The sequence below is a fragment of the Myxococcus sp. CA023 genome, from assembly GCF_010998615.1.
In the GTDB taxonomy this organism is placed as follows: domain Bacteria; phylum Myxococcota; class Myxococcia; order Myxococcales; family Myxococcaceae; genus Myxococcus.
In genome coordinates, this window is record NZ_JAAEAH010000137.1 from 1 (window position 1) to 12,058 (window position 12,058).

General features: G+C 68.3%; 12 protein-coding genes and 1 pseudogene. 8 read left to right on the forward strand and 5 right to left on the reverse strand.

From position 1 onward, the window contains the following. From F8M74_RS36170 to F8M74_RS36195, 6 genes are all read left to right on the forward strand, one after another. Nucleotides 1-1,227: thioredoxin family protein (locus F8M74_RS36170; RefSeq protein ID WP_163884731.1), on the forward strand; the 1,227-nt coding region annotated here is incomplete at its 5' end. A gap of 156 nt (nucleotides 1,228-1,383) precedes the next feature. Continuing rightward, nucleotides 1,384-3,099 (forward strand): radical SAM protein, encoded by a 1,716-nt coding sequence (locus tag F8M74_RS36175; protein ID WP_141258710.1) that lies wholly within the window; start codon nucleotides 1,384-1,386, stop codon nucleotides 3,097-3,099. Nucleotides 3,100-3,296: 197 nt separating this feature from the next. Continuing rightward, complete coding sequence (locus tag F8M74_RS36180; protein ID WP_141258711.1) at nucleotides 3,297-3,761, forward strand: carboxymuconolactone decarboxylase family protein; 465 nt, start codon at nucleotides 3,297-3,299, stop codon at nucleotides 3,759-3,761. Between the two features lies 1 nt (nucleotide 3,762). Then, on the forward strand, nucleotides 3,763-4,629 hold the full coding sequence (locus tag F8M74_RS36185; RefSeq protein ID WP_141258712.1) for a sigma-70 family RNA polymerase sigma factor: 867 nt from the start codon (nucleotides 3,763-3,765) through the stop codon (nucleotides 4,627-4,629). Nucleotides 4,630-5,050: 421 nt separating this feature from the next. Further along, nucleotides 5,051-6,160: a hypothetical protein gene (locus F8M74_RS36190; RefSeq protein ID WP_228560334.1), complete on the forward strand. Its 1,110-nt coding sequence runs from the start codon at nucleotides 5,051-5,053 to the stop codon at nucleotides 6,158-6,160. An 82-nt stretch (nucleotides 6,161-6,242) separates the two neighbouring features. Continuing rightward, entirely contained in the window at nucleotides 6,243-6,443 is a 201-nt protein-coding gene (locus F8M74_RS36195; RefSeq protein WP_216620778.1) for a DUF4343 domain-containing protein, read from the forward strand. Nucleotides 6,444-6,512: 69 nt separating this feature from the next. On the opposite strand, the gene F8M74_RS36200 is transcribed toward F8M74_RS36195, so the two are convergent. Together F8M74_RS36200 and F8M74_RS36205 are read right to left on the reverse strand one after the other, a co-directional pair. After that, nucleotides 6,513-7,208 carry an NADPH-dependent F420 reductase gene (locus tag F8M74_RS36200; RefSeq protein ID WP_141258714.1) on the reverse strand — a complete coding sequence of 232 codons (696 nt, stop codon included), beginning with the start codon at nucleotides 7,206-7,208 and terminating at the stop codon, nucleotides 6,513-6,515. Nucleotides 7,209-7,247: 39 nt separating this feature from the next. Beyond that, nucleotides 7,248-7,412 (reverse strand): hypothetical protein, encoded by a 165-nt coding sequence (locus tag F8M74_RS36205; protein ID WP_153881045.1) that lies wholly within the window; start codon nucleotides 7,410-7,412, stop codon nucleotides 7,248-7,250. A 207-nt stretch (nucleotides 7,413-7,619) separates the two neighbouring features. Here F8M74_RS36205 and F8M74_RS36210 point away from each other — a divergent pair, with 207 nt between their 5' ends. Further along, on the forward strand, nucleotides 7,620-8,585 hold the full coding sequence (locus F8M74_RS36210) for a 3-hydroxyacyl-CoA dehydrogenase family protein (protein ID WP_141258715.1): 966 nt from the start codon (nucleotides 7,620-7,622) through the stop codon (nucleotides 8,583-8,585). After that, complete coding sequence (locus F8M74_RS36215) at nucleotides 8,582-9,172, forward strand: hypothetical protein (protein WP_141258716.1); 591 nt, start codon at nucleotides 8,582-8,584, stop codon at nucleotides 9,170-9,172. Before F8M74_RS36210 ends, F8M74_RS36215 begins: the two co-directional genes overlap by 4 nt. 348 nt (nucleotides 9,173-9,520) lie before the next feature. Here F8M74_RS36215 and F8M74_RS36220 read toward each other — a convergent pair whose 3' ends face one another. The 3 genes and pseudogenes from F8M74_RS36220 to F8M74_RS36230 all read right to left on the reverse strand — a co-directional run. After that, nucleotides 9,521-9,991, reverse strand: a complete 471-nt coding sequence (locus F8M74_RS36220) for an NUDIX hydrolase (RefSeq protein WP_141258717.1) — start codon at nucleotides 9,989-9,991, stop codon at nucleotides 9,521-9,523. Next, the gene (locus F8M74_RS36225; RefSeq protein WP_228560336.1) at nucleotides 9,988-11,223 is read right to left on the reverse strand and encodes a DUF2380 domain-containing protein; all 1,236 of its coding nucleotides are present in this window, start codon (nucleotides 11,221-11,223) and stop codon (nucleotides 9,988-9,990) included. Before F8M74_RS36225 ends, F8M74_RS36220 begins: the two co-directional genes overlap by 4 nt. A 292-nt stretch (nucleotides 11,224-11,515) precedes the next feature. Next, nucleotides 11,516-12,058, reverse strand: a pseudogene (locus tag F8M74_RS36230) (hypothetical protein); the annotation flags it as partial.

A 12,058-nucleotide genomic window follows, 5' to 3' on the forward strand; every position in this document is an offset into this window, starting at 1 on the left:
TCTCAGCTCAGCACGGCGAAGCCGCGGCGGCCCATCCTCGTGGAGGCCTGGGCTCCCTGGTGCCAGTCGTGCCGGTCCATGCGCGCCACGGTGCTGACGTCCCCCGCCCTGGACGCGTGGGCGGACCGCTTCGTCTGGCTCGCGGTGGACACGGACGCCGACACCAGCATGGCCTTCCTCCAGCGATACCCGGTGGACACGTGGCCCACCCTCTTCGTCCTGGAGCCGGAAACCGGTGCCGTCCTCGCGCGTTCGCTGGGTGCGGTGTCCCTCCCCCAATTGCTGGGCTTGCTCGAGCAATCCGAGCGGACCTTCCAGCAAGGCCGCCTGGGCACGGAGGCGCTGGTCCAGGCGGATGCGCTCGCCCTCTCAGCTCAGCACGGCGAAGCCGCGGCGGCCTATCAGCGGGCCCTGGAGCAGTTGGCACCCGAGGACGCGCGCCGCGCGGGCGCCCTCGTGTCCTGGAGCAAGGCGCTGGCCGCCACGGGCGCCTCCGCGGACTGCATGCGGGTGGCCGCGAGGGAGCTGCCGAAGCTCTCGCGCGTGGACGATCGCGCGCGGCTGCTGTACGTGGGCATGGGCTGCGCCCTGGACACGGACACCGATGAGGCGCGAGCGGTGCGAGGCCAGTTCGCCGCGGAGGCAAACCGGGCCCTGGGTGCTCCCGAGACCGAGCTGACTTCGCTGCAACGCTCGTCGCTCTACGAGCTGGCTTGTGAGGCTCGTGAGGCATCCGGGGACGAAGCGGGGCTGCGCGAGCAGGCACGGACCTGGTGGGCGTTCCTCCAGCTCCAGGCCACTCACGCGAAGGGGGCCGAGGAGCGCGCGGCGCTCGATTCGCATCGGGTGATGGCCACAGCGCTCCTGGACGAGCCGGACGCCGCCATTCCCCTCCTGGAGCGCAGCGAGCGGGAGCTGCCCGGGGACTACAATCCGCCGGCACGGCTGGCGACGCTGTACCTGATGGCAGGGCGGAAGGATGAGGCGCTGACGGCGAGCAAGCGGGCCCTGGCCCTGGCCAAGGGAGTCTCCCGAGGCACCGTGCTCGCGGGCCATGCGCGCATCCTCATGGCACATGGCGAGCGGGCACACGCGGAGCGACTGCTGACCGAGGCATTGAGCGAGATGGACCGGACGCCAGGCATTCCCCAGGACCATCTCCAGCGAAAGGTCCTCGAGCGAACCCTCGCGAGGCTTCGCGCGAGCAACGGTGCGTCGCCGAAGTGAACGGCGAACGGAAGGCCGCCATGACTCGGCGCCGAAAGGCTCCGCCCTACCGGGCTGGGGACGGGCAGCCAGGCGGACGGGCCCCACCATTTCGCCCGAGCCTGGCCTGTTTCGCCTACGCTGCCCGCCGTCTCCTGAAAGGCCGGTGTCCGTCGCATGGGTGGTCGTGTCCTCTCTCCAGTCCTCCTCGTCGGTGCGGGAACGGGGGAGGCCACGTGCGGCATCCTCTACCTGGCGGGCTACCTGCGGCGCGGCGGCATCGAGGCCTTCGTGCGGCTGTACGACGGGGATGAGACCGAAGCCGAGGTGACACGCACCTTCGAGGGCCTCCTGCGTCGCGTACGCCCGAAGCTCGTGGGCATCAGCCTCAAGTGGTTCCATCACGTGGACCGCGCGCTGCTCATCGCGAGGACGGTGCGGCGGCTCGACCCCTCCATCCGCATCGTCGTGGGAGGCAACTCCGCGTCGTACTGGTGGAAGGAGCTGAGCGGCTACGACAGCATCGACCACATCGTGTTGGGCGACGGCGAGGTGCCACTGCTGGCGCTGTGCAACGGCGAGGAGGCGCCGCCCAACGTCGTGACGAGGAGTCCGGACGGCCGTCCGCGCCGGCTGCCGCTGGAGTACGTGCAGCGCTCCACGAACACGGACGACATCTATTACTCGCACTTCAACGACATCTTCCTCAGCCAGATGGACCAGCACTCGTTCTCCGGCTGGGTCGCGCCCGGCAAGGGGTGCGGTGAGAACTGCCTGTATTGCGGCGGGGCGCGAGGCAACCAGAAGGCGGACTTCGGGCGCGCGAAGCCCTTCCTGCGCGCCGAGGAGAACGTGCGCCGCGACCACCAGGAGATCGCCGGGCGGACGTGGCAGATGCGCTACGACTTCGCGGGCAGCACCGCCGGGTTCCTGAGCAGCACCTGGGCGGGCGTGGACCTCTCCCGCCACTGCTGCACGTACTTCCTGTGGGGCGTGCCCCGGGTGGAGCTGGTGGCGGCGCTGGCCGCGACGTTCCAGCGCGTCTACATGGTCATCGACATCGGTTGCTTCTCCGAACAGCAGCGGCTGGAGCAGATGGGCCGGGGTCTGCTCAAGCCCTGCGCGAAGGACCGCGAGCTGCTGGAAGTCATCGACGCCTGCCGCAAGTACCCCAACCTGGACGTCGAAATCTCCGGCATCGGAGGCCTGCCCTTCGCGAGCAAGGCCACCCTGGCGGAGGAATTGCGGCTCGTGGAGCGCATCATCGGCCTGGACTGCGTGGTGGGCTACCAGCGGCTCGAGGCGCAGCCCGGGGCGCTGGTGACGCAGCACCCCGCGCGCTTCGACATGGTGACGGAGGCGAAGACGTTCGCGGAGTTCCTCGACTACTTCGAGCGCCGCGAGCCCGGTGACGTGTCCGTGCCGATGATTCGCTTCCGCGATGCGGGCCTGGAGGCGGCGGTCCAGCACACCTCCGACCGGGTGGACGCGCTGGCCTGGAAGCACCGCGACACGCGCAAGAGCGTCGCCATCCAGGGCAGGACGCGGCTGCGCAACACCGCTCCCTGGACTCAGCGCTTCACTCTGGGTGAGTGGCTGGGCAGCCACCGAGCCCCCGCGAAGCTCGCGGATGAGGCGGTGACGGTCCTCCGCTCCGTGGATGGCATCACGATGAGCTGCGCCCCTTCTGTCAGCCCGAAACGGTTCTCCGACCCCACGCTCACGCAGGGCGAGGATGGCGCCATCCTCCTGGCCGCCCTGGCCGCCTTCGAGCACCCCACGACCGTCACCAGCGCCGTGTCGAAGCTCGGCGCGAAGGCTCGGCTCGACCCGCATTCCGCGCGAGAGGTCATCGACCACCTTGTGGACGGACGCTTCCTCCAGCCGGCGTGAGCTTTCGCACCGCGGGGACGGCTTCACGCAACTTCACGAGCCCCGGACGGCAAGACGGGGCTCGACTGATTCCTCGCCCGGGGAACGGTGGGGCGAATAAATCGGCCGGAAAAGGCCATGTCACATGCGGCCCCGGCTGCGTCGTCCTGAAGTTGAACGCAGGCACTTCCGCCCTGCACGCCACTCAGGAGCCGCACATGAAGCCCCGGATGAACCCGTACGCCGCCGCCCCCGATGCGATGAAGCTGACACTCGATTACGGCCAGAAGCTGCTGGAGCTGGGCCTGGAGAAGAGCATCCTGGAGTTCGTGAAGATCCGCGCCTCGCAGATCAACGGCTGCGCGTTCTGCATCCACATGCACACCCGGGACGCCCGCGCGCATGGGGAGACCGAGGAACGCATCTACCTGTTGGACGCTTGGCGCGAGTCGCCTCTGTACACCGAGCGAGAGCGAGCGGCCCTGGCCTGGACGGAGGCCCTGACGCACGTTTCCCAGACGCACGCGCCCGATGAGGACTACGCAGCCCTCAAGCCGCACTTCTCGGAGCAGGAAATCGTGCACCTCACCCTGCTCATCGGGATGATCAACACCTGGAACCGCATCGCCGTGGGATTCCGCTCCATTCACCCCGTCACCGCTCCCCGCACCGAGGCCGCCTGACGTGAACCCCGCTGACGCCTTCGACCCGCTGCGCCCCCGCTTGCTCCGCATCGCCTACCGGATGCTGGGCATCGTCGCGGAGGCCGAAGACGTGGTGCAGGAGGCGTACTTGCGCTGGCACCAGACCGACCGCGCCGCCGTGCGCGACGCCGAGGCCGTGATTGTCCGCACGGTGACTCGGTTGTGTCTGGATGTCTTGAAGTCCGCCCGCGTACGCCGCGAGGAATACGTGGGCACCTGGCTTCCGGAGCCCATCGTCGATGCGGTGGAGGGTGATGACTTGACGCTGACCCTGATGATGGCCCTGGAGCGGCTGTCCCCCCTGGAGCGAGCCGCCTTCCTCCTGCACGACGTGTTCGGCATGAACTTCGAGGAGGTGGCGAAGGCCATCGACCGCGACCCGGCAGCATGCCGCCAACTCGCCAGCCGCGCACGGGCCCACGTGCGCGAGGCGCGGCCCCGCTTCCCCGTGTCAGAGGCGAAGGGCCATGAGCTGGCCTCGGCCTTCTACGCCGCGTCCCGGAGCGGGGACATGGGCGCGCTCCAGGCGCTCCTGGCCCAGGATGTCGTCCTGTACTCCGACGGCGGAGGCAAGGCGAAGGCCGCCCTCAACCCCATCTACGGCCAGGAGAAGACGCTGCGCCTCTTCGAGGGCTTGCTGCGCATCACGGGCGTGAACTACTCGCAGCTGGTGCACGAGGGATTCATCGACGGACTGCCCGCCTTCGTCACCCTGGAGAAGGACGGCACACTCCAGACGACGGCCCTGGGCATCGAAGATGGCCGAGTCGTCACAATCTTCATCACTCGCAACCCCGACAAGCTCCAGGGTATCCGCGGGCTCGTGGAAGACAAGCTGCCGTCCTGAGCGACGCCACAGCGGCACGAGCCAGCCCCATCCGCCCGCGCTCTTCTCCGGCCGTCATGCCATGGGCCACGGTTCCAGGCGTTCGTTCAAGGCGCGACGAAGCACGCATGGATGCGTCCGGCGTCTGTCCATTCGCCCGCTTCGGCAGGAATACCGCGTTGCGACCACCCGCCCCCGCCGTGGACCCTGCCGCCGGACTGATGTTGCAAGGGGGCGAATCATGCGTGGACCGTCAAAGCAAACTCGTGGCTGGAGCGCTTTGCTCCTCGGGGGACTACTCTCTCTGGCGTGTGGCGGTGAAGCGGAGCTGTTCGAAGGCAACTCCCCTTCGAGAGAGGACGTCGAGGCCGGGCTTCATGGTCCGGGGAGCCAGGGGCCCTACCCGAACTGGGCGACACCGACCTTCGCGAATAATGCCCAGGTGACCGAGGACGGAAACCAGTTCTTCGTGGCCTGGTCCGACGGCCGCCCCGGCCGCCTCTACGCCGCGCGCGTCTCGAAGAATGGCCGGCTGCTGGACCCGGATGCCATCTCCCTCAACCCCGAGCTTCGACCCGACGCCTACTTCCATGCGACCGCGTTCGATGGCCGGCAGTTCCTCGTCGTCTGGACCGGAGACAGCTCCATCTTCCTGACGCGTGTCAACCGGAACGGGACATTGGACGGCCCGCCGGTCACCCTCTTCACACCCACTGACCACCAGCCCGCGGGCTCCCCGGGCATCGCCTGCCACGACCGCAAGTGCCTGGTGGCGTGGATTGGCTTCGGCGGAACCGCCACTGGCGCGGTCCGCGGCATCACCCTGAACACGGCGAAGCCGGGCTTCGACGTCCAGGAGGTCTTCATCTCCAACCAGCTGTCTGCCATCAACTCCTATGGCGTCGCGGTGGCCTGGTCCCATGACCGGTACCTGGCGACATGGACGGACTCTCGCTTCGGCGGCCAGGACATCTTCGCCGCGAGAATCCGGCGCACGGGCGCGGTGCTCGACCCGGACGGCTTCGTCATCTCCGCTGCGCCGGGCAATCAGAACTTCTCGTCGGTGACGGCGACGAAGCAGGGCTTCTTCGTCGCCTGGAGCGACGCACGCAATGGCACCCCCGACATCTACGGCGCCCGAGTGAAGGACGGGACGGCGAACGTCCTGGACCCCAGCGGCATCCCCATCGCCACCTCGGGCACGAACGACATCACGCCCAAGGTCGCCTCCGAGGGCCACCAGGTGCTCGTTACCTGGAGCGCGCTGACGGCCGACACTGGCCGCGTCCGTGGCGCCCGGGTGAAGCTGAACGGGGACGTCCGTGACCGCCACGGCTTCGCCATCTCCCGGGGCGCGGCGGCTCGCCAGCTCGTGTTCGGCAACGTGGCCTATGCCAACGACAAGTACTTCGTCGTCTACGGGCGTGCCCCCGTGCTCGATGAACCGCCCTACCAGGTCATCGTGGGGACCCGCGTGAAGCAGGATGATGTCTTGGACATCCCAGCCATCCGCATTTCGCACGCGCCTTCGGTCGAACAGCTCGCGCCGTGACGAGCGCCCTGGGTCAGGCGATGTAGGCCCGCACCACCGGGGCCTCGCGCCAGAGACGCCCGTGCTGTCCTCGTAAGTCGTGATGTTGCGCGCGGAGGCACGGGCGTTCCTCGACACCGTGGCGCGGTCGCCCATGCTGCCTCGCACGTGCGTTCTGGACGCGGCCTGGGTGGAGGGCCGGGGCTGGGTGCTCCTGGAAGCCAACGCCGCGTGGGGCGCTGGGCTCAACGGCTGCGGCGCAGCCGAAGCCGCCCGTTGTATCGCCGAAGCCACGCGCGCCTGAGCCGCATCACTTCCAGGGGCGACGCGTGGCCTACGAGCCCGTCCGCAGGTCGCGTTGAACGCGGGGGCCTCAGCGGCTGAACATGGCCTTGACGCTCAGGTCGTTCTGCTGACGGACCTCGGCGACCTTCGTCACGTCGGCAGCGGCCAGGGCCTTTGGCAGCTTCTCGGCGTCGAGGTCGGCGCAGTACACCGCCGTGCCCGGTTGCTGCCGCCAGGACTCCGACAAGGGGCCCGCGTCGATGGCATCGAAGCCCAGTGCGTCAACGAGCTGAAGAATCTGCTGTCGCGCCCGCGGGTCATCGCCCGAAACCGGAAGCGCGATGCGCCCCGGTGCCCCACGGGGCAGGCCCTTCGTGTCCAGGTTGCCAGCCTGGATGTTGTTGAAGGCTTTCACGACCGGACGCCTCAGTTGCGCTGAGACCCACTCGCTGTCGGTCTGCCCCGCATCGATGGCGCCGATGTGGCCGTCGCGGAACTCCGGGTAGTAGTTGCCCGTGTCGACCACCACGACGTCCGCGGGCACGTCGTCGAACAGGCCGGGCGGCAAATCCGTGATGGCCTTCTGGGGAATGGTGACAATGACGATGGGGCCCGCGTGCGCCGCGTCGCGAACGGTGACGGGCTTTGCGCCCACGCTCGCCGCGATGGCCGTGACGCCCTCGACGCCGCGTGAGTTCGCTAGTGAAATGTCATGCCCCAGGGCCTTGAGGTGCCGCGCCAGGGTCGCTCCAATGTTCCCTGCGCCGATGATTCCGATGTTCATGGGACGAGCAACCTAATGAGGCGTTCCTCGGCTCGCTCGTCATTCCGCCGCGCGCCCCTGCACCTGTGCGAGCAGCGCGCCCGTGGACAGGTCGAAGATGCGCGCGGGCATGTCGTTGGCAAGCATGACGAGTGCCTCGTCCCCAGGGTCATGGAGAAGGCCGGAGACGGGTGAGGGAACTCGTGCGGAAGTGCTCCCGTCCATGCATCAAGGACGCGCACGCTGTGATGACGGGCGCCGCCGCCACGGGGAGGACCCCGCTGGGAGCTGGTGGCCAGGTCGATAAGCCCGAGCGCGCCCGGCTCGCGCCCCCGGCATGGCCCGGTGCATCAATCACACATGCGCCATGAACAATTACAGCAACACATCAAGAGGTTGTCTCTGTCGCGCGGGCTAGCAAGGCTGTGCCCCATGACACACAAGCGGCTGAAGAGGATTGGCATGGTGGGCGGGGGCGCCATGGGGTGCGGTATCGCGCTCGAGCTCGCCATCGCCGGCAGGCAGGTGGTGCTCTACAACACGCGCGCCGACAGCAGCGAGCGGGCGCGCGCGAAGCTGGAGCGAGACATGGCGCTGCTGGTGGAGACGGGCCTGCTCGCCCCGGTGCAGGCTCCCGCCGCGCTCGGGCGCATCCGCCGCACCACAGTGCTCGCCGAGGCCGCCGTGGAGCAGGACCTGGTCATCGAGTCCATCCCCGAGGACCTCGCCCTCAAGCAGCAGCTCTTCCGCGAGCTGGACCGGCTCGCGGCCCCCGACACCCTGCTCGCCACCAACACCACCGCGCTGAGCGTGACGGCCATCGCCCGGGACTGCATTCGGCCCGAGCGCGTCCTCTCTGCCCACTACTACCTGCCCGCGCACCTCATCCCGCTGGTGGACGTCATCCCCGGCGAGAAGACGTCCCCCGACGCGGTGGAGACGGTGCGGCGATTCCTCGAGGAGTTGGGCAAGTCACCGGTGGTGTTCTCCAGGGACGTGCCGGGCTCGGTGGGCCCGCGCCTGCAGCAGGCCCTCATCGGAGAGGCCATCCGGCTGGTGCACGAGGGCGTGGCCACGCCGGAGATGGTGGACCGCGTGCTCACCCAGGGCGTCGGACGGCGCCTGGGCGCTTCGGGTGTCTTCGACCGGCTGGACCTGGTGGGGCTGGACTTCATGACGGCCCTCCTCCGCGGCACCGGCCGCCCCGTGCCGCATGTGCTCGCGCAGAAGGTAGAGCGGGGCGAGCTGGGCCAGAAGACGGGCCAGGGATTCTACTCCTGGACGCCCGAGTCCACCGCCGCCTACGAGGAGCGCATGGCCCGCCACCTCGTCACCCAGCTTCGTGAGGACCGGGCGGCGGGCCGCCTCCGCACGCCCACGGCGGAGCTGGCGGAATGAGGACAGAGACCGTCCTGCTGGATTCGGCGGTGCTGTCAGCCTTCCTGGTGGACGCCATCCGCGAGTACACCACGTGCACCCCGGAGCTTCCGCCCCGGAGCTGGGCCGTGCTGCTGGGACGCGTCGACGGCGACGCCATGCGCGTGGAGCGTGTTCGCTTCGCCACCAACGTCCGCGAGACGGATGAGCGCGTGCTCCAGGAGTTCGACACCACCATCATCCCCCGCTTCGGCGCCTGCTACGCCAACGGGCGTCGTGGCTTCTGGTGCGAGCCGCGGGAGTTGCTGCGCATCACCAAGGAGGCCGAGGCCCAGGGACTGGAAGTGCTCGGCTCCATCCACCTGCACCCGGACTGGCACCGCATCGGCCCGCCCCACGAGCGCGGCCTGCGCGTCAGCCAGGAGCCCACGCCCATGGACCGCCACCTCTTCCAGGGCAGCGGCTGGCCGCTCAACATGATTCTCTACCTGGAGAGACGCGAGGGCCGGCTCTATCACTCGGTCGGAGCATGGGCTCCACCCGATGGCCAGGAGGTCGGCGCGGGCTGTCGCGCGCTGGCCATCCGCATGGAGACTCCGGAGCGGTGAACCGGCGCAACTCGACCAGCCGGCGCCCCAGCTCCAGGCCGAACCGGCCAGAGACGCCGCAGGGGCACACTGAGGGCACAGAAGGACACGCGGGCAATGAAAAAGCCCAGCAACCCGGTGGGATTGCTGGGCTTCACAGTGGAGGCGGAGGGAATCAAACCCGCAGCGCCGAGCAACCCAATCCCGCGCCAGGTTCGCCTTGACTCGCGATTCTACTGGGGATTTCGGCCAGCGGTTGTCCCGCCCATTCCCCCTGATTCCCCCGTCGAGGGGCTATATGGGGGCAATGAGCGAGACTCCTGGCAGGGCTCGAAGGAGCCTCATAGCTGAAGGGCTCTCCGGTTTCGGTCAGGCTTCTTCGTCCGGAAGGAGTGTCCTCAGAAGCTCGTCGTCAGGACCGAGCGGACGCCAGCCAGCGAGAGGGGGATTGGCTAGGAGCGCATCTCCAACTCGATCGGCGCGCTCCTGGTGTGACTCCGGGACGATGGCGGACCAAAGTCCCAGTGCCTTAGCGACCTTGAAGCGGTTGTCGTCATTCAACACGGATGGCCAACCATCCGGGAGGCTCCCCCATAGCTCGCGCACGAGTTGTCCACGCACCAAGCGGGTCACTTGCTTGCTTCGCACCGCTTCGGTCACCAATCCATCGTAAACCTGAACTCCGGCAACGTCGTCCGGACCAAGCTCCTCGGCCAGTGCCACCAACGATGCGGTGGGACGGGCCTCGGCAAAAGCAGTGAGCGAGTCGTAGCCTCGCTCACGGACGCGCTCATACAGGCGGGCTTTCCAGTTCCCGCGCCATGAACGTCCGTCGGTCATCGGCTCCTCCCCTTCGTAAACGTGATCGGGACTCCGTAGAACTTCATGCGCTCCGCGACGATGTCGAGTACCTCTTTCTGCGTCAACATTCGGCCCGTCCGAGCCTCGGCATTCCGCAGGGCCTTCATGATCATCTGGCTCCACTCACCGGGCCACGTGCGCCCCAGCTTCCAGTTCCCCCCACCGTGAATCGCCTCGTGGTGGGCCTGCTCCAGTCGGACGCAGAAGTTGTCGATGTCCATGTCGCCCTTGAAGCCTCGCTGCTCGAACCACTCCCGATGCTCTTTCGGCAGGACGTGGTGCTTCGGTGCGCTGGACATGCCCGCACCGGCTCTGCCCGTCACCTGCATGCCGCGCACCTCGGGGCTGTCCCCCAGCGCCTCACGCACGCCCTTGGGCAAGTCCTGGTTCGCCTGGGCCATCATCACCTGCCCACTGTGAATGCGAACAGCCGCGCTGACGGCTGGGAGGGAGAGGACGCCCGCCTGCACCAGCCTTCGCATCATCTCCACCCACTCCGCCGAGACGACGAGCCGCGAGCCTGCCATGACGCCCCCCGAACTCATCACGAGGCCCACGCCGAGCGTCGCGGGGGCTGCTGGGGGTGGCCGGGGGAATGACATCTTCAGCGAGGAAATCAGGGCGAGCAGCTCCATCACCTGCGCCGCCACCATGACTTTGCCGCCCACCTCCATGGCCGAGTGTGCATCCCGACGAATCGTGTCGAACTCGTGGGTCAGCTCCCCCATCAGCAGGGGCATCGCGGTCGCCGCCGCCTCTATCCGCTCCGAGTCCCCCGATGCGAGGTCTGCCAGCGTCGGAGTCAGCTTGCTTTGAACTCGATGCAGGTCCGCGAACAGCTTCTCGGAGCCGCACATGGGGCAGTCGCGTAGCACGGCGTCAGCAAGTTGGAGGAAGTCCACCCACGTGGCCAGCAGCAGGGTTCCGAACAGCGTGGCCTGGAGCCGGGGCCCAGTCATTTGGATGATGCTCAGCTCCATTCCTGAATCCCCGACCTCCGACGCCACTCCCGCCAGCGCCGTAGCACTCTCCAGCGTTCCTCGGAGCCATGTCAGTTGCTTGGAACCGTGGTCGAGATAGCGCGTGAATACGCCGTCGAGTCCCCGTCCCCCAAGAGAGGACGGACGCGACACAAGTCGAGAGCGCGCGGCTTCGATGCCCACCAGGGAGCGCTTCACCTCATCAATGGCGTCGAGGGTTGCCTGACGCACCGCTGCGGCGCTCTGCACTCCACCCCCGACAGCTACGGACGCAGTGCCAGGCACGGCCCCTGTTGCGTCGTGCCGTGCCCCCCGCTGGCGCGCTCGTCGTTGGTACACCTCGGGCCCCGAAATAGAAAACGGAGAAGCATCCGACGAACGCGGAGGCTCATCGATTCGCGCGTGTTCCCGCTCGGGGGACATAGCCACGCGCGGCGAGTAATGCAGCGTTCTGCCGAGCCCGGAAGCATGCGCCACCGAAGCGGCCCCCGTGGCCAGCACGGCCACCAGCAACAGCACGGCGTTAGCGCGCATTGTCCACCCCCAGGCCCACCGAGGCGAAGGACCCCGGTCGCAGCGTCCCTTCCGCCGTGGGGAAGAGCAGCGTGCCGCCCGTCCCCATCGCGTAGAGCTTCCCGCCCAGGAATCTCCAACGCACTTCCGCCGCCCCCAGGTAACGCGCCCCGGGCTGTCCCATGCCCACGCCCAGGCCCTTCAACGCCACTTCCAGGCTGCGCTCGAAGAGCTGCACCGCCACGCGCCCGTCCACGTCGAAGCGCCCCCAGGAGAAGGCTTCCGCGCCCAGCGACAGCTTCAGGTGCTTGTAGAGGCCCCCGTAGCTGACGGCGTCCCAGCCCACTTCGGCCTCACCGAATGCGGAGTAGCCGCCCGGGAAGCCAGCATCCGCAACCGGCCCGCCGTCAGGGCCCGCAGTCTGAAAGCGCGCCAACTCGTAGTCCGCTCCGAAGAAACCTTGCCGGAAGCCGCCGCGCTGGCGCCGCACCTCCAGCCGCAACCGCAGGTTGAGTGTCTCCGTCCCCGCGTCCAACCCCACGCCCGCCACAGC

Excerpts from the sequence above, each read along its gene's own strand:
- F8M74_RS36175 (WP_141258710.1), top strand. The coding sequence starts at position 1,384 with ATGGGTGGTCGTGTCCTCTCTCCAGTCCTCCTCGTCGGTGCGGGAACG.
- F8M74_RS36180 (WP_141258711.1), top strand. The coding sequence starts at position 3,297 with ATGAAGCCCCGGATGAACCCGTACGCCGCCGCCCCCGATGCGATGAAG.
- F8M74_RS36195 (WP_216620778.1), top strand. The coding sequence starts at position 6,243 with ATGTTGCGCGCGGAGGCACGGGCGTTCCTCGACACCGTGGCGCGGTCG.
- F8M74_RS36200 (WP_141258714.1), bottom strand. The coding sequence starts at position 7,208 with ATGAACATCGGAATCATCGGCGCAGGGAACATTGGAGCGACCCTGGCG.
- F8M74_RS36205 (WP_153881045.1), bottom strand. The coding sequence starts at position 7,412 with ATGGACGGGAGCACTTCCGCACGAGTTCCCTCACCCGTCTCCGGCCTT.
- F8M74_RS36210 (WP_141258715.1), top strand. The coding sequence starts at position 7,620 with ATGACACACAAGCGGCTGAAGAGGATTGGCATGGTGGGCGGGGGCGCC.
- F8M74_RS36215 (WP_141258716.1), top strand. The coding sequence starts at position 8,582 with ATGAGGACAGAGACCGTCCTGCTGGATTCGGCGGTGCTGTCAGCCTTC.
- F8M74_RS36220 (WP_141258717.1), bottom strand. The coding sequence starts at position 9,991 with ATGACCGACGGACGTTCATGGCGCGGGAACTGGAAAGCCCGCCTGTAT.